Origin of the sequence: Vibrio intestinalis (assembly GCF_025195085.2) — a bacterium.
Lineage (GTDB): Bacteria > Pseudomonadota > Gammaproteobacteria > Enterobacterales > Vibrionaceae > Vibrio > Vibrio intestinalis.
Window position 1 is genome coordinate 738,236 of record NZ_JANAVY020000001.1, and the last position, 19,037, is coordinate 757,272.

The 19,037-nt window shown below is 44.3% G+C and carries 16 protein-coding genes; 5 read left to right on the forward strand and 11 right to left on the reverse strand.

Annotated elements, in window-relative coordinates; all coding sequences use genetic code 11:
• Positions 1 to 142 precede the first annotated feature (142 nt).
• The 5 genes from MU515_RS03215 to MU515_RS03235 all read right to left on the reverse strand — a co-directional run bounded on the left by MU515_RS03215 (position 143) and on the right by MU515_RS03235 (position 4,156).
• On the reverse strand, positions 143 to 1,759 hold the full coding sequence (locus MU515_RS03215; protein WP_260258930.1) for a DUF4857 domain-containing protein: 1,617 nt from the start codon (positions 1,757 to 1,759) through the stop codon (positions 143 to 145).
• Positions 1,759 to 2,628 (reverse strand): ABC transporter ATP-binding protein, encoded by an 870-nt coding sequence (locus MU515_RS03220; RefSeq protein ID WP_260258931.1) that lies wholly within the window; start codon positions 2,626 to 2,628, stop codon positions 1,759 to 1,761. The genes MU515_RS03215 and MU515_RS03220 overlap by 1 nt, the downstream gene beginning before the upstream one ends.
• A 3-nt stretch (positions 2,629 to 2,631) precedes the next feature.
• Positions 2,632 to 2,937, reverse strand: coding sequence for an alkaline phosphatase family protein (locus tag MU515_RS03225; RefSeq protein ID WP_260258932.1), 306 nt, complete (start codon positions 2,935 to 2,937; stop codon positions 2,632 to 2,634).
• Positions 2,938 to 3,016: 79 nt separating this feature from the next.
• The gene (locus tag MU515_RS03230) at positions 3,017 to 3,802 is read right to left on the reverse strand and encodes a DUF4198 domain-containing protein (RefSeq protein WP_260258933.1); all 786 of its coding nucleotides are present in this window, start codon (positions 3,800 to 3,802) and stop codon (positions 3,017 to 3,019) included.
• Positions 3,803 to 3,844: 42 nt separating this feature from the next.
• A complete protein-coding gene (locus MU515_RS03235; RefSeq protein ID WP_260258934.1) occupies positions 3,845 to 4,156 on the reverse strand; it encodes a hypothetical protein in 312 nt (103 codons plus the stop codon).
• A gap of 227 nt (positions 4,157 to 4,383) precedes the next feature.
• Here MU515_RS03235 and MU515_RS03240 point away from each other — a divergent pair, with 227 nt between their 5' ends.
• The 3 genes from MU515_RS03240 to MU515_RS03250 are packed head-to-tail and all read left to right on the forward strand — an operon-like array spanning position 4,384 to position 7,299.
• Positions 4,384 to 4,617 carry a FeoA family protein gene (locus MU515_RS03240; RefSeq protein ID WP_260258935.1) on the forward strand — a complete coding sequence of 78 codons (234 nt, stop codon included), beginning with the start codon at positions 4,384 to 4,386 and terminating at the stop codon, positions 4,615 to 4,617.
• A gap of 24 nt (positions 4,618 to 4,641) precedes the next feature.
• Complete coding sequence (gene feoB / locus MU515_RS03245) at positions 4,642 to 7,140, forward strand: ferrous iron transport protein B (RefSeq protein WP_260258936.1); 2,499 nt, start codon at positions 4,642 to 4,644, stop codon at positions 7,138 to 7,140.
• Positions 7,141 to 7,146: 6 nt separating this feature from the next.
• Entirely contained in the window at positions 7,147 to 7,299 is a 153-nt protein-coding gene (locus tag MU515_RS03250) for a FeoB-associated Cys-rich membrane protein (RefSeq protein WP_260258937.1), read from the forward strand.
• Positions 7,300 to 7,374: 75 nt separating this feature from the next.
• On the opposite strand, the gene MU515_RS03255 is transcribed toward MU515_RS03250, so the two are convergent.
• Complete coding sequence (locus MU515_RS03255) at positions 7,375 to 8,016, reverse strand: hypothetical protein (protein WP_260258938.1); 642 nt, start codon at positions 8,014 to 8,016, stop codon at positions 7,375 to 7,377.
• Between the two features lie 133 nt (positions 8,017 to 8,149).
• Here MU515_RS03255 and MU515_RS03260 point away from each other — a divergent pair, with 133 nt between their 5' ends.
• Positions 8,150 to 9,328 (forward strand): quinone-dependent dihydroorotate dehydrogenase, encoded by a 1,179-nt coding sequence (locus tag MU515_RS03260; protein WP_260258939.1) that lies wholly within the window; start codon positions 8,150 to 8,152, stop codon positions 9,326 to 9,328.
• Between the two features lie 215 nt (positions 9,329 to 9,543).
• Positions 9,544 to 10,992, forward strand: a complete 1,449-nt coding sequence (locus MU515_RS03265; protein WP_260258940.1) for a DEAD/DEAH box helicase — start codon at positions 9,544 to 9,546, stop codon at positions 10,990 to 10,992.
• A gap of 68 nt (positions 10,993 to 11,060) precedes the next feature.
• On the opposite strand, the gene MU515_RS03270 is transcribed toward MU515_RS03265, so the two are convergent.
• From MU515_RS03270 to MU515_RS03290, 5 genes are all read right to left on the reverse strand, one after another.
• Positions 11,061 to 11,507 carry a TM2 domain-containing protein gene (locus tag MU515_RS03270; RefSeq protein ID WP_260258941.1) on the reverse strand — a complete coding sequence of 149 codons (447 nt, stop codon included), beginning with the start codon at positions 11,505 to 11,507 and terminating at the stop codon, positions 11,061 to 11,063.
• A gap of 35 nt (positions 11,508 to 11,542) precedes the next feature.
• Positions 11,543 to 13,084 (reverse strand): coiled-coil domain-containing protein, encoded by a 1,542-nt coding sequence (locus MU515_RS03275; RefSeq protein WP_260258942.1) that lies wholly within the window; start codon positions 13,082 to 13,084, stop codon positions 11,543 to 11,545.
• A 308-nt stretch (positions 13,085 to 13,392) separates the two neighbouring features.
• Positions 13,393 to 16,332, reverse strand: a complete 2,940-nt coding sequence (locus MU515_RS03280; protein ID WP_260258943.1) for a serine/threonine protein kinase — start codon at positions 16,330 to 16,332, stop codon at positions 13,393 to 13,395.
• A gap of 6 nt (positions 16,333 to 16,338) precedes the next feature.
• Entirely contained in the window at positions 16,339 to 16,926 is a 588-nt protein-coding gene (locus MU515_RS03285) for an ECF-type sigma factor (RefSeq protein ID WP_260258944.1), read from the reverse strand.
• A gap of 158 nt (positions 16,927 to 17,084) precedes the next feature.
• Positions 17,085 to 19,028 carry a hypothetical protein gene (locus MU515_RS03290; RefSeq protein WP_260258945.1) on the reverse strand — a complete coding sequence of 648 codons (1,944 nt, stop codon included), beginning with the start codon at positions 19,026 to 19,028 and terminating at the stop codon, positions 17,085 to 17,087.
• Positions 19,029 to 19,037 lie beyond the last annotated feature (9 nt).

Here is a 19,037-nt window from a genome sequence, read left to right on the forward strand (position 1 = left end):
TTTCCATTTGAGATGGCAATTATACAAATTATGACCAATGGGTAAAGATAGTTTTATAAATTACTTAAAGACCAATTTGTTATAAACAATATGTAAAAATACAAATTAGCTAATAAAAAAGGCGCTAAGTAGCGCCTTTAGTTTATTCAAATTGGGTACTGGCCAATTTTTTATACTGCTTATCGAAAGTCACCGCATGATATTGGTCACCGTCATCGTAGCGCACCAAATAATTCAATGGATCCGACAACAGTTGGAATGACATGGTATGGTGATCGAACTCATCAAGAGCCAGCGGAATAAATTGATAATCTGGATACGAAATCAAATAAACTTGGCTATCTTGAGCAACCGCATAACCGTAAAACGCTTTATGGCGGTTTTCCGAAACTTGAACATAAACCAATTCATCAATATCGGAAGCAATATCGACCTTAGTTAATGAAACAACGTCATCGCCACGTTTTAAATTAAACAAGCTACCCTGTGCATCATAGATAAAGTACCCCCAATCAAATGGCTTCATGTTAGTGGTTTTACCCCAGACATGTTGAATTGGGAAGTGCATACCTTGTTGTTGTGCTAACTGATTAAGCTCCTGAGTTAATTCGGCATTTACCTTTGCGGTTTCTGCATCATAAACCGTTAACTGCTGAGCATGAGTGACAAACACTTGCTCAGGAAAACGAATAGCACCAAGGGCGCTGTCAGGGTTAAATAATGGGTAAAGCGGTACTTCTAATTGCTCTAAACGAGTAGGATCGTATTGCAAACTTAAACGTGAGGTACGAATTTGTTGTTTATTGTAGGTGATTTCTCCAACCGTAATTGGTAGCTTTCCTTGAATGTCCAAGTTTTTCCAATAAACAAACGGCAGCGCTTGTTCAAATTCCTGCTTGGTTAAATCTACTTGGGTGGTTCCATAGAAAAACTGATGATTTTCCGCATTTCTTTGAAAAACAAAATCGCCCAACATCGCCGAGTGAAACAAATAAAACTTCGTATGTTGCACTGCGTATTTTTGATAGAAATCCCAGCTATTTGATACGCACAAAGCGGCAATAATCACAGGCAACGAAGCGGTAAAACCCACCCACTCTATACGTCGAGTTTTCACACTCAAGAAGCTGTCTTTAACCAGTAATAATAACCAGAAAATCAACGCAGAATAGAGCAAGTCTAGCCATTCGAAATGCGGCTTAAATAATAGAATAACCGTCAATGACGTCGCGACGATTTTTATCGCTTTACGCCACCAATTGCTTTCCACTATGACTGCTGTTAAGCCTAAATAAGCGGCCATGGCCGCAAGCTGCCCATAAAGTAAATCTTGCGCCGTTAGCCAAACTAAATCTATCGGGTAATAATGATTCATTACCCCTAAGGCAAAACTAATAATGATCGCATTGGCAATGAATATCACCACACAACCCGCGATAACGTGCTGAGCCACTACTTTGTTCAAAGACCAAGGTAGATGGGCCAATATACGCACTTTATTGCCTTGGACTTCGGGTATGTACTGACAACAAGCCACAATAACGGCGATAAAAATAAACCCATAACTCAACCATGAATAAGGTTTATCTTGTAAGTGAACTAAGCGGTACCACATCATTGATTCTGGTTCGATGTTGGCAAATTGCCCCATCAAATCAAACACAAAATAACCACCCACAAATAGGCTAGCGATAAGCAAAGCGGCAAATCCCCGACGCAGCTTTAACCACTCTTTTTGATAGATTGCACTTAGTCTCATCAGTATTTCCCTACATAACCTAAAAAGCGCTGTTCGAAGTTCATCTCTACTGGCTGAAGATTAATGCCTAGCTCTTGTTGCAACTCTTCGATAGGCGCAAAAGAGTAGACCAAATGTTGATTACGATAGTGTTCAACCCGATGAATTTTCGCACTGGATTGCGCCTTTACTTCATTAGCTGCTTGGTAACAAGCAAACTGCTGATTGAAAGACTGCATACTGCTTTGATAAACATCTGTAGAGCGATCGACGATAGCAATTTGGTCAACCAGTGACTCCAAATCACTCATAACATGAGTGGTAATCAGTACTGTTTTATCTGTCCCTTCGAGGTAGTCTGACAGGTAATCAACAAACAAACGTCTGTAGCCTGCATCCAACCCCATCGAGTAATCATCGAGGATTAGTAAGTCAGCATCTTGAGCCAACAATAGGCCAAGTACGACTTGAGATTTTTGTCCGAAAGAAAGCGAAGAAAGAGGCTGTTGCATGCTGATATCCATCAGCGCGACCAGCTCATTAAAGTATCGTTTTTGCCAACGAGGATAGAAAGAAGAAAAGAACTGCTCAATTTGCTCGACGCTCATTGAGTCATAGCTGATAAACCCTTCATAAAGCAGAGCAATGCGAGCACGCGTATCCGCTGTTAAGTAGTGCGCCGGCTCACCAAAAATCAAACATTCACCTTGCTGAGGTTTTAAGTAACCCATCAACAAGTTGATCAATGTTGATTTCCCCACCCCGTTTTTGCCCAGTAAGCCAAATTTAGTTCCCGGCTCAATGGTTAAATTAAGGTCTTGGTAGATCTTCTTCTCGCCATAGCTGTGGCTTAAGTTTTCAATTGAAATAACCGCTGAAGAATGACTCATCGACTACTCCGTTATGTCTCGTCCATCGACATGCACTACATGGCCTTCCCCGCCATTAAGCAGTACCGTAAAATCACCTTTTGGCTTCTCAAAGTAAACTTCGCCAAATTCATCAAGTTTCGTTTCCATCACCACAGAGCCATTTTGCTCAATACGAAACTCGACGCCCTCAGCACTTGCGCCGTCGCTAAATCCGCCTTCGCAAGTGATATAGCCGTTGCCTTCGTCATAGCAAGCCATTAACGCGGTATGTGCCATTGCTGGTGTCGCCGTCAAAGCCACCATCATGGCAAATATTGTTTTATTCATCACAGCATCCTTTGGGTTAATGCTAAAGGGCAAAAAGCTGGCCTAAGCCAGCTTTGTATTAGATGAAGTTGATTGGCTATTAAAGCTCTTGAGCTTCAATCCAAAGAACTGCGTCTTGAGATAGTTCTTTACCTTTGTGCTCTGTGTCAGGACCAGAACCTAGACATGCAAAGCCCCACTTGCCAGCAGTTGGGATACCGAAAGTGAACATACCGTTCTCATCCGTTACCGCTACGATTGCAGATGCAGGTGGCTCACGGAATGTATCTTTACCGAATGAGTTCGCAGCAGAGTCAATCTTAGTGTTGATCCACTCGATTTCACACTCTACGCCAGCTGCAGGTTTGCCTTCAGAAAGAAGTTGACCTGTGAACGTGCTGCCTGCGAATACTTGGTAAGGCTTGTTCTTAGGCACGATTTCAGTTTTCAGACCGATTGGTTGATCCCAACCAGTAGGCAGACCACCTTTGTTGATGTAACGCTTAGTGATCTGTTGGATGTAGATGTCTTCACCACCTTCGTAGTAAGGCGCTGGTACTACACCGAAGATGTAGTCACCGTTACGGCGTACTTTGTATTCTGCTTGGTAAGCGTCTGCTTGGTTATCGTGACCAGACCATTTAATTTGCTTTAGGTTTTTCAGTAGGTCAGTTTTTTCGTCTTTGAATACAACGAAGAACTCTTCTGGTGCGCCCATGTCCATAACGTGACCGTTATCCATTGGGTGACCGAACACAAGTTTCATGTCTAGAGTTGCTGGTTTTTCTAGCTGTGACGTTGGAGTGTACAGTAATTGGAAGTGCGCGTGAGACGCTGCAGAAACTGCCAGTGCTGCTGCACCTGCCAATAGTGAAATCTTTTTCATTTGTTTGTTCCCTTAAAAAATATACAGATATAAATGTTTTAATTATTCGACGATATCTTCGCCGTTAATTTCTAATGCATGGCCAGGGCCTGCGTTGAATACCACTTTGTATTGGCCTTCCGGCTTTTGGAATTCAAATTCGCCATCTTCAGTCATTTCGCTTTTGATAAGCTCTTTGCCGTCTGCATCAAGAACTAACATTTCTACGCCTGCTGCCGAAGAGCCATCCGAGAAACCGCCCTCACATAGGATCGTGTTGTCACCGAAATCGTAACAAGAAAATAGAGGTGTATGAGCCATTGCGATGCTCGGTACGCCAGCGGCAATTAGCATAGCTAAAGTTAATTTCTTCATGAGATATCCTCACTCTGTGAAGTAGTCGAGTAATGGTGTTTTATCTTTAATTTTGTCAATTAGGTGCATATCCAGACCCCAATTGACCAGAGTGTGAATTGATAGCGATTATCAGTTTCACTCGTATTGATCCAAATCAAACTTAAACCGGATGATTCTTACTATCATTTGCATGTGAGAGTTAACACCCTCCTTTACCCCAAGCCCGAAAACTACTGATAACAATTATGAAACAAAGACTTACGAGCCTGAAACCAGGTGACACTGGCGTAATTTCTGCACATTTTTCTGAAGGTATGGTACGACAACGATTGCTTGATCTAGGTCTCATTCCACAGACCGAAGTCGAATTTGTTCGTTATGCCCCCCTCGGTGATCCGATCGAAATCAAAGTAGGCCGAACCAATGTGGTTATCCGTGCGGCAGAAGCTGAAACCGTGTTGATCGAGACCCTGTCGTAGCATCGCAGAAATGGAGTTGTAGCAATGCAAAGAAAAAAAATACTACTGGCCGGACAGCAGAATGCTGGTAAGTCGACCATCTTCAATATGCTTACCGGTGCTCGCCAGCACGTAGCAAACTACCCCGGCGTAACCGTAGATAAGAAAACTGGCTACTTTAGTAACTCGGCTGGCGCATTTGAACTTATCGACTTACCGGGCACCTACAGCCTGACCAGCTTCTCTTTAGAAGAACGTGTCGCCCGTAAAGCGCTACGTGAAGAACAAGCCGATTGCGTACTTAACGTAATGGATGCGGCCAACTTGAGCCGTTCTTTGCATTTGACCCTTCAGTTGCTAGAGCTAGAACTGCCAGTTGTCGTCGCACTCAACATGATGGATGTGGTGCGAAAAGAAGGCATGGAGATCGACGCCCAAGCGCTAGCTAAACAGCTTAACCTGCCAGTTATTGAATGTGTGGGTCGTTTAGGTAAAGGGGTAACCGAAATTTCTAATGAAATTGCGCACGCTAAAGTGAGCGATTTCCACATCGAATATCCTAAGCTTGAGGCAAGCATAGAATTAATCAGCAATCAGTTAGCCTTGGCCAATATCGATGATCTACCAAGTAAGCGCTGGCTCAGCTTACGCCTGCTTGAAAACGATCAAGAAGCCAAACAGTGGCTAGAGAAGCATGCTGACAGCCAATTCTGGCAAACCATTGAAGAAACCGTAGCCAACCAACAAGGGCAACTGATTGAGCAATTAGATGGTCAAATCAACGACTACATCGTTGCTCAGCGCCAAAAGAAAGTGGCTCACCTACTTGATAGCTGTTTAACGCAAGTTAGCCAATCTGATAAGCCTTCTGTCACCAGTAAAATTGATCGCGTCGTGCTAAGCCGCCTTGGTGCACCTGCGTTTCTTATTGCAACAGTATTTATCATCTACCAAAGTGCCATCGTTTATGGCTACGAGCTCACTAACTATTGGTGGCCATATCTGGCTTCGTTTAGAGAAATTGTCGCGGCCATCTTACCTGATGCTGGTTTCCTGCATGACCCATACACCCGCTCACTCGGACTTTGGGTAGTTGATTCAGCCAACACACTGCTGAACTATATTCCTATCTTCTTAATTCTCTTTGCACTAATTGCAATTATTGAAGATTCTGGCTACATGGCGCGCATCGCCTTCATTGCCGATAAAGCTCTAAGCAAATTTGGCTTACACGGACAAAGCACCTTACCGATGATCTTAGCTGGCGTATTTGCCGGCGGCTGCGCGGTGCCGGGCGTCATGGCAACCAAAGGCATTCCCGATAACCGTGCTCGTTTAGCCACCATCATGACAGTGCCATTTATGAACTGTTTGGCTAAAGTCCCTCTGTATACGCTGCTGCTGGGTATCTTCTTTGTTGAAGACAAGTCGCTGATGACTTTCTACATCTCGACCATCACCATCATTGCAGCCCTTCTGGTGGCCAAACTTCTCACAACAACCGTATTACGTAACCAGCAACCATCGCCATTTGTCATGGAACTGCCGCGCTACAACATGCCAACTTTACGCAGTGTGATCACCCGTTCCATCGAACGTACTTGGATTTACATTAAGAAAGTCGGCACCATCGTACTGGCAGTATCAACGGTGATTTTCGTATTACTGCAGTTCCCAGGCGTGCCTCAAGAGAGTGAGGCGAAATATCAAGCTCAAGCAGAAAAAGCCGTGACCAAATTTGAGCGTGCCATCGCGAAAACCGACTACGCTGAATCCATCACCACCGAATCACTTCCAGCGCTTGTGAACTTCTACACCGATTTCAAACGCGCGAAGCTCAACGCAAAAGGTGCTGAGGCATCAAAGCAAGTTAACGAAAACTTTAAAGCCCGTGACGAGTTGTTCTTCTCTATCATCGCGCCAGCGAAGGGAGACAAACAAGCAAAAACAACTCACCGCGCGCTGCGTAAAGTGGTGTCAGCACGTAAGAAAATTCGTCGTGAAATGAAAGAAGAGCGCCTTGAAGCTTCGCTACTTGGCAGCATGGGCCGCAGTTTAGAACCGGTAACGCAATACGCAGGTTTTGACTGGAAGATTAACGTGGCGCTGTTCTCTTCTTTTGCAGCTCGTGAAAGCAGCGTGGCGACACTCGGCGTGCTATTCCAACAAGATGAAGACAGCAACCAGAAGCTAGAAGAGCGAATGGGCGAATCATCAGAGCTAAGCGGTCACGGTGAACTGGCGGCAGTGGCACTGATCTTATTTTTCATTCTATACCCACCATGTTTGGCAACTGTCATGATGATTAAAGTTCAAACAGGTAAATACAAATGGATGCTTCTATCGATCTTTTTACCAACAGCCCTTGGTTTCGCGGTAGCAACTGCGGTTTATACCATAGGTACAGCCTTTAGCCTGAGTGGTGTGGCAATGATGACAGGCGCTTACTTTACTGGCTTATTGGGCTTAGTCATTATTGCGATGAAAGATTGGTGGTTTAAGCGGAAAATGCCAAAAGAAATTCCAATTAAAATGACGGAGTAATCGAGTATGTATGGTCAAGAAATACAATTCTGGGACATTGCCATCGTTGCTCTAGCCGTGGGTGGAGCAGGCTACTACATCTACCGTAAGCTGTTCAAAAAACCGGGTTGCAGTGGCTGTAGTTCATGCCCAAGTGCCAAAAAAGCGAAAAAGCACTAACTTAGCCAATCGCAAAATTCAAAAGGGGCGTTCTCGCCCCTTTTTGTTGTCCCTTTTCAGATAAATACACGCCAGCTAACGGGTAACTGCGCAGCTCACCTGATCAAGTAACTGCCTTTCGCTGCGTGTAAATCGATATTCAAAGTTGTCTGGCTTAATCAATAGCACTTGTTTTAACCGTTCAGGTACCGCTTGATTGCACTCCAGTAGGATTTCTAAGAACTCATTCACTGAGAGGTTGTGTACTTTTCGTAGCCCTTTATCAAACTCACCGATATCGGCAAATGGCGTGACGGCGTCATCGCTGCGGCGATAAATACTTTGAAACTTTGCCTCAGTCGCCCTGCGGTCAATATCTTCAAAGCGCATTGCTGCCGCATCTGGCACCGCTTTTACTCTTGTGCTGCCTTGGTGCTCTTCCCAACTGACTCCACACACCGATAAGGTAAACAAGGATGGCATATGTGCCGTCAATGTTGGCCGAACCCAATTGCCACGAGACAACTCTCTACATAAGGGCGCAATACTCTCTTGAGAGACTCGCTCATAAGTCACTAACCCGGCGTGGCTTTGATAACAGAGCTTCAACGTATCAAGCAAATAATAGGTATGGCCATTTGAATGCCACTGTTTGGTTTGATTTTGCCTAGGGCGAGTATTCGGCGATGAGCTTGGTGCAGCAGTTCTATTCATCAACTGAGCCATCATCTTGCGCATAATCTCTCCTCATATCACAGTTTTCACAAAATATAGATCAAAATGAGAATGATTACTATTAAGATTTAAATGTGATTAGTCAGGTCACGATTATTTTAATAACAACGTGAAACAAGAAAGTAAGGAGAAACTGATGAGTTTCATAGTCGGATTGCGCAACTTTACGCTGAAAGTAATCTACCGCATCATACGCCCACTGATCTTCTTAATGGATCCAGAAAACGCTCACTACATGTTTAAACGTGTCGGTGTATTTTTAGGCTCAAACCCTCTCACCAAATCCTTTACCTCACTGCTGTTTAACTACGAAGATAAAAGCTTAAACACCGAGGTTGATGGTATCAAATATCGAAACCCAGTTGGCCTTTCTGCTGGTTTTGATAAAGATGGTGAGCTAACAAGCATTTACCCATCTATCGGCTTTGGCCTTGCTGAACTTGGCTCATTCACTGGTGAAGTTTGTCCAGGAAACCCGGGCAAGCGCCTATTTAGAATGGTGAAGTCAAAATCCATTTTAGTTTGGTACGGCTTAAACAACCAAGGCGCTGAAAAGATTTCTTCACGCTTAAAAGATACGGATTTCGGCCCGCTTAGAGTAGGCATAAACGCAGCTAAATCGAACATTACCCCTGAGTTCGATTTACAAGACTCGATTGATGATTACACCAAAACCATGCGCCTATTTAAAGATATAGGTGACTATTACACCATCAATATCAGTTGTCCAAATACTCAAGATGGCGAACCCTTTGTAGACAAAGCCAATCTCGATGCTTTGCTCATTGCAGTCAACGAACATCGTGTGGAAGGTCGACCAATCTACGTCAAACTCGCTGCTGATATGACGCTGGATGAAATCAACACCATTGTTGATTGCTGCATGGAACATAACATCGATGGCGTAGTGCTCACTAACTTGGCTAAACCTGCGCATAACCAAGAGTACATTAAAGAAGAGTTACCGTACCACAAAGGCGCAATGAGTGGTCTACCGTTACAACGTATCTCAACCAATGTGATTCGCCATGTTTACCGCCGTACACGTGGAAAACTGACGATTATTGGTGTTGGCGGCATATTCACCGCGAAAGATGCTTACGAGAAGATCACATCCGGCGCAAGCCTACTGCACATGATCACCACACTGATTTTCGATGGCCCGCAAAGCATCAGTGAAATCAACCGTGGCTTAGTCAAGTTGCTCAAAGAAGATGGATTCAACTCCATTGAAGAGGCGGTTGGATCTCGTAATCCGCTGCCAAAACTGAAATCTATTGAACCAGCGGAGCCTGAAGTCAAAGACGTGGCATAACCCCTTCTCAATCAATACATTCAATGGCCCAGTCACGCTCACAACTGAGCCATTGAATCATCCCTGTCAGAACCATTCCTTCTCAGCCCAAACGTTTACTTTGCGGATTTACCAATAATGGGTTGATGCTTGCGCACAAAAGCCTCAGAATGGCGCACTTTTCTGTCTTACTACTTTTGTAAGCAGTCCCCCACATAATGTTGAGATTGTAATTTATGGGTTTTACCTCGTTAGGTCTTTCTACCCCGATTCTTAGAGCGATTGAAGAAAAAGGCTACCAGCAACCTTCCCCTATTCAAGCACAGGCAATTCCTGCTGTTTTAAAAGGGCAAGATGTAATGGCAGCAGCACAAACTGGTACAGGTAAAACTGCGGGTTTTACGCTACCGATTCTTGAACGTTTAAGTGAAGGACCTCGCGCTAAAGGTAACCACGTACGTGCACTGATCTTAACTCCAACTCGCGAGTTGGCTGCGCAAATTCAAGAGAACATCTTCCACTACAGCCGTCACCTGAGCCTTTCTTCAACCGTGGTGTTTGGTGGTGTGAAAATTAACCCACAAATGCTTAAGCTACGTAAAGGCTGCGACATCTTAGTGGCGACACCTGGCCGTTTGCTTGACCTATATAGCCAAAACGCAGTGAAGTTCTCTCAGCTTGAAGTTTTAGTCCTCGACGAAGCTGACCGCATGCTTGATATGGGCTTTATTCGTGATATTCGTAAGATTCTCGATCTACTGCCTCGTCAACGTCAAAACCTATTGTTTTCAGCCACCTTCTCTGACGAGATTCGTGCGCTAGCGAAAGGCCTAGTGAACAACCCAGTCGAGATTTCAGTAAACCCGGCAAACTCAACCGCTAAAACGGTTGAACAATGCATTTACCCAGCGGATAAACGCAAGAAAGCACCAATGCTGGTGAAACTGATTAAAGATGGTAACTGGCAGCAAGTGTTGGTGTTTAGCCGCACTAAACATGGCGCAAACCGCCTTGCTCACTATTTAAATGATGAAGGTATCACCGCGGCGCCGATTCACGGGAACAAGAGCCAAGGGGCTCGAACCAAAGCTCTCGCGAACTTCAAATCGGGCGAAGTGCGTGTGCTGGTAGCTACTGATATCGCGGCTCGCGGTATCGATATCCCTCAGTTACCTCAAGTGGTTAACTTTGAGATTCCACATGTTGCAGAAGATTACGTTCACCGAATTGGTCGTACTGGCCGAGCTGGCGAAGTAGGTAAAGCCATCTCATTAGTGTGCGCAGATGAAGCCGCAGAACTGTTTGGTATTGAACGTCTAATTCAGCAAGTGTTACCACGCTTAGAGCTAGAGGGCTTCAAGCCAACGAACGAACTGCCAGAGTCGAAATTAGACACACGCCCTATCAAGCCGAAAAAACCTAAGAAGCCGAAAAAGCCAAAGGTAAAAACTGACGGCGATAAGTCATCACAAGGTGCGAATCAATCAGGCAAGCCGTCTGGTAATCAAGCGAATAAGCAGCCAAGTAAAAACAAACCTAAGCGCCGCTTTGGATCAAATAAATCTGACGCTCAAGGTAAAGGTCCACAAGGCAAAGGCTCGCATAATAAAGGGAATAACCCTCAGCGCAGCAATAATAAGCCAAAGCGCAAACCAGCTAGCAAGCAACCTGCGACGAACGTTTAACACAGCGTCAAAAACGAAAAAAGCCAACGACATGTCGTTGGCTTTTTGCTTTTAGAACTTAATTCAAATTAGAACCAAGCTTTCTTACCGTCTACGTAGATACGCTCAAACTCATCATCAGGCTTGATTAGGTAAAGGATGAATTCAATGAATGCAATCACAGCGATGATAAGGCTAGGAATACCTAATAGGATAAAACCAAATAGGAATAGTAGCAGCATGATTACACCTTGTTTGGTGTAGCCTAGGTAGAATTTGTGCGCGCCAAATACACCTAGGAAGAATGCTAGTAGTGCAGCAACTAGTTTTTTAGAACCTGCTGAACCGCCTGAAGAAGCTTCAGGGAATACAGATTGAGCTGCGCCATCAGCAACTGTAAAGTCTACCTTGTTACCTTGCTTAGGTAGGCTTTGACCACGCCAGTCATCAGCTGATAGCGTGTAACGCTGGCCATCTTCACCTGAGATTAGGCCTTCGCGCGTGTCGCTGTTAAATTCTAGAACGGTACCCTTCATTTTTGACTCCAAATAATCGTTGTTAGTTTTGTTGATTATGCCTGTTGAATTCGTTTAGCGATGCTAATAAAACGCTGTGATTGGTCCACCACTTTCTGCGCTTTTAGCTTACTACTACGAATTGTTTTCTTTTGCTGATACAGAGCTTTTGACTCTGCCTCAAATTGTGCGAATTCTGTTTTGAATTTCGCATCAAAATCTTGTTTTGCCTGTTTAAGTTGTTCCTTGAACGACTTCTCATGAGCTTTAAACTCGTTAACTAGCTCTTCATAACGCGCTTTCTCATCTTGACGAGAAGCATCGTAATCTTGGTCGTTGATCTCTAAGTCTTGCTCTAGTAATGAGATCTTATCAGTGAACTCAGGGTAAGTTTCTGCATCAATCGCTTCACGCTTCTCATCGCGCGTTAGCTCAATGGCCGCAATCTCTGTATCTTGCTGTGCTCTTTGAGTATCAACCGCTTGCTTATACTGCTGGTTGACCGCCTCTTTACGAGCTTTAAAATCTGCTTTGATCTGCTCGCGAGCAACTTTATAAGCATCTTTGTCTAGTGACTCTTTCTTCGCATTCAGTAGCGATTTTTCTTCCGCTTTTAGCGCGTTTAAAGATTCTTTTTTGCTGTCACTAGCGTCTGATTTTTGCTGCTTGTACTTCGCTTTAACCTCATTAATTTGGGCTTTCGCCTCAGACTTAGCATCGTTATGCAGTTGCTTAATATGTGCTTTTAAGGCTTTTTCAGTCGCTTTCTTTTCTGCTTTTAACTCATTCGCTTTAGCTTTAAGCTGATCACGCAATTGATTAAACTGAGCTTTATTGTCATTCAGTGTTTGAGTATGAGCGACTCTATCTTGTTCTTTAAACTCTAATGATTGTTGCTTCTGACGCTCATCTAAAGCCTGTTTTTGCTGCTTTTTATCATCGTATAGACTTTGCTTACGCTCACTTAAGCTAGCAATCGACGCATCTACACTATCAAGCTTACCTTGCAGTTGTTTGACAATCTCAGTGTTTTTCGAGACAGACAGCTCTGCTTTCTCCATCACGTCATCGAGGTCGTCTTTATCTACTACTTGGTAGTATCCACTTTGCATGTCCTTTTGCGCTTTACGATTGCTCGCAACCATTTTGTCTAAGGTTTTGGTTTCAACAATAGTAAAGAACTCGTCATCACTATCACTGTAATCCACATTGATAAACGCGCTTGATAGCACCGTTTTTTCACCCGGCTGCAAAATTGAAGTGAGGTAAGTGGTGTCGTCTACCACACCAATCTTCGCGAGCAATGGCTTTTTGCCAACAAACTCAACTTCTACATCAAGATGGTATTGCTTGATTTCGCTCTTCTCAGACCCTAGGGCTTGACCCAATTGGTGTATAGACAGCCATTCTTTATTAATTGGCATCTCTTTGCCTGAATCGACATCGACCACTCTCCATCCTGGATAAAGTGCGAGATCAGCGGCAGCTTGTTTTTCCAAGTCAGAATCACTAGGAAGTCCAGAACCAAAAAATGCTTGAGAAGGAGTTGAGAAGATAAGTGTTGAGGCTAGCGTCACTGCAAGCGTACGAAATTTCATCGAGTCATATCCTTTTAATTCAGTCAGTTATTATGGAACGAAAATGTGAAATGTCACTGAATGTTACATGACGCAGTTATCACTTTTTGCATGATTAATTTATAAAGTTATCATTAAGCAATTTACTGACTTAAAACTTTAGAACTAAATCAACTTTCGTTCAGATGGCTGCAAGTGTAAGGATTCTAAGCAGGCTCGCTAGGTACGTAAAAAAACAAAAAACGCGCAAAACTTTCTGCTATTTTTGCGCGTTTTCTGTCATTAAGTTCTTATTCAATCGCGAGTATGTCTGCCGCACTAATGTAAATTTAACTCTCGGTTTGGGTAATTTTATCTAACTGCTGATAGTACTTTTGATAGCGTTCAGGCAACTGCTCCAAAGCAGGAGCATGACTCAGCCATTGCTTATATTGCTCTATGCTTTGTATGGTTGGATTTACTCTTAAAGTTAACCCAAACTGAAACAACATATTTTTAACTGCGTGAACGTTGTTGGGCTGCTCTTCATAGTGGTACATCTTAGCTTGGGTGATTAAACCATCGAGAGCAATCTTGGGCTGCTTTTTGCGCCCAAATAAAAAGTAGATCTCACTCATTGCATCGTTTCTCAGAGGGAACGGCAAGTCATGAAACTCTCGCTGGCGAGAGTACATCTGTTCAATATCCCCTATGTATGGCATTGCCTCGCTCGATTCACCAGCCAAAATTCGCAAATAAGCGACGAGCAAATTAGTCTCTAACGGCTTTTGTGTCACCTGCTCTACATGGCTTTCTAGCGCAGGCCAATCTTGCTCCGCCATGGCATTAAACATGTGGTAGCTAGAGTGAAAGTAATAGTTTTTAGTGTCATCTAGGTTATCGGTGAATGCCAATAAATACTCTGCCTGCCTCGCTTTAAAATTCATCAGCTCTTGTGTCGTTTTTGCTATCGCACCTCGGTCTCGCTCAAGCACCGCAATCATAAATTCTGCGTTCAAAGTGCCGCTTTGGGTCAATTCCAGATCTTGAGTGATCTCCGGCAAATAACGCATCTGTAATATTTGCTTCGCCTTTTGAGTCATACCCAACTGCAGCGCATTTTCCATTTGAGCGTTAATTGCCATGAGTAAAGGTGCCGAGCTACTTTTATAGCTATCCACTATATTTTGCATAAACCTTTCCAGCTCTTTCTCGCTGGTTGGGTAATCTTGCGTAGTAAAGCGGTCCATGGTCGTCTGCGTCATTTTGAGCAACGCGGTAGGCTCCATGTCCGTCACGTCTCCTAACCCAATAACCATGTCAGTTGCTAGGTTGCTCTCTTCACTCGTTTTCGCCACACTTTGCGCGATAAAAGATAATTTGTGGCGCTGGCTAACAGAAAGAGAATCTTGCTTAGCAACTAACTCAAACGCTCGATCACGGATAATATCAGGCTTTTCATCACCATATGCCCCCGACATAAATGTCGTCAATATGACATTATTGGCTTGGCTCATCGAGTAAACTTGCAGATAATTTAATTGCTGATCGATGGTCTGCGCTTGCCATTGTTTGGTTCGAGCAAATTGCGCCACTTTATTGAGAATCCAATTGATTCGATTACGTTGTTGCTGCTTATCAAACGGTCGAATAACACCAAGTGCATCATAGGCCACCAGCCATTCGTCGCGGGTTAGCGTTTCGTCGTCAAGTTTGCTCAGGTAGTACTCAAGCTTAGCGTGGTCGTGTTCGACCGCTTCAATCTCGTCTGGGTTATCATACAAATACTTCTGCTGATCGTAGCTACCACCTAACATGTAATTGGTTTTTAAATGTTGCGCCCCCGCGAGTCGAAACCCCCATTGATCAACCGACCTTTGCTGAGACTTACTCAACGACGCTTCTTTTATCGCACTTAGGACTTGGGCAGCTAAATCCACTTGCTGAGTATCAAACAGCCCCGAAATCAATGTTACACCTGTGGCAAATAGCGCATCTGGCTCAAGCGATTGATAACCACTTAGCCACTCTTCTGCCGCCGACTGGTACATTTTATCGACGGTTTGTGATTTGTAGTAATAGCTTAAAGACGGCAAATTATTGCTGAGTGTTTTTTCCATCTGCGCGATGATCTGTTCACTGGAACGCTGCTTTTTTTGCAAGATGATGTTGTTGCGTACAATCAAGGTCGCAACCACACACAAGCTGGCGATGGCGACGGCATAGGTTCCGATACGCCAAGGGTGTCTTCGACAATATTTGCTAAAGCGATAGATAGCATCCTTGCGATATGGCGTGACTGGGTAGCCATCATGTAAGCGGCTCACATCCGCTAGCAAGTCTGCCGCTGAGTAGTAACGGTGTAGCGGATCATGTTGGGTCGCTTTAGCAACTATCGCCGCTAACTCTTTGCGTTGAAGTTTACTTAATAGAGGTGACTCGTCATTACATGACTGGTAAATCGCTTCAATAATGCGGCCTAACGAAAAGACATCCGACTGAGAATAACTCCAGCGACCTTCGATTTGCTCCGGAGACGACCACTGCTTTGAGTACCCGCGAATATAAGCCTGCTCTCCCGATTGCAGCTGAGATTCTTCAATTCGCTTTGCGAGGCCAAGATCAATGATGCGAACGCTATTGTCTGGCGTAATAAGAATATTTTGTGGCTTAAGATCACCATGGAAAATATGTCGTGAGTGTGCGTATCGCATGGCGCGCAAAATCTGCATCACGACTTCTGTTTTGTCGCTAATTTCAGGCTGGTACCGACACCAATCATCCAGTGTCACTCCATCAATATACTCCATCACGATACAAGCTAAGCCTGAAACCTGAGCCACACCAAACACTCGACAAATATGCGGATGGTCTAACTCAATCAAACTGGATGCTTCACGGAAAAAATACTTTTCCATTTGCTTGGCACTGATCACTTCACTGCGTAGCACTTTAATCGCCGCATAGTGAGAGCGACTTTCACCATCGGAGTTGGAGACGACTTGCTCACCACGATAGATCCGCCCCATGCCGCCTGAATCAGAAATCAGGTCAACAATCTTAAACCCCATCACTTCACTGCCAACGATGGATTCATCAGCGGTAGCAAAGGAAACATAATTCCCTAGTTCCACCTCCTCTTGATCGACATCCACTTCAAGCATACTAGCGAGATCGGCCGCTAACATAGGGTCTAATTGTGCAATCTCAGCTAAGCGTTGCTTTTGCTGCTCTGGTGTTGCATCCAGCAACTCCAAATACAGATCTGTCGCATCTAAGGAATGGGGCATAAAAAACTATCTCAATCTCTTTTGCAGCCAAACTTGGGCAAATTTCAAATCGTTATCTACCGTGCGCTTTGAAATATCAAGCAGCTCGGCTATTTGGCTATTGTTAGTAATGGTGAAATGCTTCATTTCGAACACTTCATATTGGCGCGGGTAACGCTCTCTCATCTCTTCTAATGCGAGATATAAATCTCGATTAAGTTCATGCTGGCTCGAAAAACTCGCCGGCATGGCTTCATCAACCTGTTCGATAAGTTGCGTTTTCTCTTCGTCTCCATCGGCAAGCTTGTAATGAGGAAGGCCAAACAATAGATGCCACACTGACACGCGAACGTATTCGAAAAAGTCACGGCGACTTTCCATCGGTACTTCATCTTGTCGCCAGCGATGCAGCTTAATTACAGATTCATTAGCAAGCTCAGTAACCGAGCTATCTTGCAACAAGGTATCTGTTGGGCGCTTGGTTTGAGTCAGTTTCGCAACCACTGCTTTAATATCTGCGTAAACGTGTTTAAACAGCTCTTGGCTGGCTTGCTTATCTCGGCTTTGCCAACCGATCAACAATTGAGTTGCGTGCTCAATATCCTGTAATGACATAATAGTGATCCCTATGAGTTCGTCGGGCTCTATCCTACAAGAATCTAGCGCTTTGCCATATTCAACCTGATCGGTTTTGTTAACTGTTTCCTTCATTCCGTTTGTTTTTCTCGCATGAAGAGTGGGCAGCGGTGAATTATTCACCACTGCGCGTATCATCAGTTAATTTGGAACACAAAGCGTGCATCCGTCCAACGGCTTGGATCAGTCGCACCTACTGAGTCATTGGCCGAAATATAGATTGGGTTACTGTCATATACTCTATTCGGTGTACCCGATACGTGCAGCACGCCATGCTGATCTATGGTGTAAGTCAGTCCAACATCCGAACCGCTTGGTTTGAGTGTGATAATGTCCCCTTCTGGGTCACTGTATAAGCCTGATACATCAATGGAGGTAGTAAGTGGCACATTAACAGTCAAAGACCATGCTGAGATTTCCGCCTCTACTTTGGAATACTCTACCCAATCCAATACTGGTTTGCCGTTACCGGCCACATTCACTTTGCCGTAAAGTTTAAAATCTGAAGTTTGTCCTTGCTCATCGATACCTAATACATCAATTGAAAAGCTTCCTTCACGAGTTGGCGTACCTTCAAAATGCACATGCTCATTCCCATCAATCCAACTCATCATGCCTTCAACGCCAAAGCCGCTAGTTTTAATAGCCACGTGGCCTTCATCACTAAATAGCCCAGAAGTATCGAAGCTTGATTTGATGTATACACCTTCCTGCCAAGCTAGGCTGGTTAACCAAGCTTGCATTTCAGTTGCCTTGTTTGGATTTAACACTGGTGGTAAATCGGCTGCAGGAGCGACCACTTGATAGCTCAGAGAAACGGTAGCACTTTGCTCAAAGCCATCACTGCTCACTAACTCAATTTGATATTGGCCTATCTGTGTCGGAGTACCCTCTGCGATCAATTGTTCGCCCTGAATACGCCAATCTAAACCCGCAGGCTTAGTGACAGACCCAATGCTATAACTGATATTGTCACCATCGGCATCGGTAAACAGTCCCGTCAATGGAAACGTTTGATTAAACGCACTGTCTTGCACGATGCTCTGTTGATTCAACATCGCTTGTAGCTGACTTTTGACTTGCTCATTCAACTCTGGGGCATTGTTTTGGTCGCGTACCGATAGAGTAAATGATGCAGCATGGGAACGCGCACCATGCTGGTCAATTGCCACGACAAACACGTCAAATGTACCAATCTTGTTTGGTGTGCCTAACAGCAGATTAGTTTGGTCGATGGATAAACCCAATGTCGTGTCTTCATTAGCGATGTCTAACTCGTAACTCAGCGAATCGCCATCTTGATCTTGAAACCACTCGGACACATCCACCGCAGGATAGGGCAAACCAAGCCACGCGATTTGATCATCTGGCTGCATTACTTCAATCAAACTTGGTTTATGGTTAGCGGAAACTTGCACAGAACCATCTTGGTTAACCGTTACCGTTGGGACGTAATCTTCATTGAAATCCGTATTTGGATCATTAACCACTGCTTGTACATCACTCACGATAGCCTCTACTATCGCCGCTTGCTGATCGATGGTGCTGCTTTGATGATCAACTAACGTCTCACCTATCATTGCAATGGCTTGCGCCGAATCACTGCCTTGTTCAGCAACTTGCAAATAATCTGCAAACACTAAGCTGCTATCAGCGCCCAGCGATGACATCATAGTCACGACGGTTTGTTTCGCATCTTCAAGTGATTGCCCCTGCAGCTGATAATCTGCCACCATATTGGAGTATGGTGAGACAACAAAACTATCCGCGGCCTTAAGTTCAAAACCTGCCGTCACCACTCCTCGACTCAAATCGACAGTTTCCCCTGCTATCGCGCGCACACAAATACCATCATTTAATTGCTGTTCAGTCAGTGAATATTGTCCTTGCTGATCGGTAACTCCAAGTTCGATCGTGCAATTATTTCCTGTCATTATCTTGGCATTAGAAAGATAGCCATCAATCGCAGTCAATGTGTGCATCTGCCCACCAAGCTCTGGCGCAGTATCACCACTAGTTGAGCTGCCATTGCAACCCACCAATGCCGTCGAAATTAAAATGGGTAATAGTAAAGGTCTCATCAAAACTCT

Bases quoted from the DNA above. Each gene is read 5' to 3' on its own strand.
- MU515_RS03255 (WP_260258938.1), bottom strand. From the start codon at position 8,016: ATGCGCAAGATGATGGCTCAGTTGATGAATAGAACTGCTGCACCAAGC.
- MU515_RS03260 (WP_260258939.1), top strand. From the start codon at position 8,150: ATGAGTTTCATAGTCGGATTGCGCAACTTTACGCTGAAAGTAATCTAC.
- MU515_RS03240 (WP_260258935.1), top strand. From the start codon at position 4,384: ATGAAACAAAGACTTACGAGCCTGAAACCAGGTGACACTGGCGTAATT.
- MU515_RS03265 (WP_260258940.1), top strand. From the start codon at position 9,544: ATGGGTTTTACCTCGTTAGGTCTTTCTACCCCGATTCTTAGAGCGATT.
- MU515_RS03250 (WP_260258937.1), top strand. From the start codon at position 7,147: ATGTATGGTCAAGAAATACAATTCTGGGACATTGCCATCGTTGCTCTA.
- MU515_RS03270 (WP_260258941.1), bottom strand. From the start codon at position 11,507: ATGAAGGGTACCGTTCTAGAATTTAACAGCGACACGCGCGAAGGCCTA.
- MU515_RS03230 (WP_260258933.1), bottom strand. From the start codon at position 3,802: ATGAAAAAGATTTCACTATTGGCAGGTGCAGCAGCACTGGCAGTTTCT.
- MU515_RS03225 (WP_260258932.1), bottom strand. From the start codon at position 2,937: ATGAATAAAACAATATTTGCCATGATGGTGGCTTTGACGGCGACACCA.
- MU515_RS03275 (WP_260258942.1), bottom strand. From the start codon at position 13,084: ATGAAATTTCGTACGCTTGCAGTGACGCTAGCCTCAACACTTATCTTC.
- MU515_RS03285 (WP_260258944.1), bottom strand. From the start codon at position 16,926: ATGTCATTACAGGATATTGAGCACGCAACTCAATTGTTGATCGGTTGG.
- feoB (WP_260258936.1), top strand. From the start codon at position 4,642: ATGCAAAGAAAAAAAATACTACTGGCCGGACAGCAGAATGCTGGTAAG.
- MU515_RS03280 (WP_260258943.1), bottom strand. From the start codon at position 16,332: ATGCCCCATTCCTTAGATGCGACAGATCTGTATTTGGAGTTGCTGGAT.
- MU515_RS03290 (WP_260258945.1), bottom strand. From the start codon at position 19,028: ATGAGACCTTTACTATTACCCATTTTAATTTCGACGGCATTGGTGGGT.
- MU515_RS03220 (WP_260258931.1), bottom strand. From the start codon at position 2,628: ATGAGTCATTCTTCAGCGGTTATTTCAATTGAAAACTTAAGCCACAGC.
- MU515_RS03215 (WP_260258930.1), bottom strand. From the start codon at position 1,759: ATGAGACTAAGTGCAATCTATCAAAAAGAGTGGTTAAAGCTGCGTCGG.
- MU515_RS03235 (WP_260258934.1), bottom strand. From the start codon at position 4,156: ATGAAGAAATTAACTTTAGCTATGCTAATTGCCGCTGGCGTACCGAGC.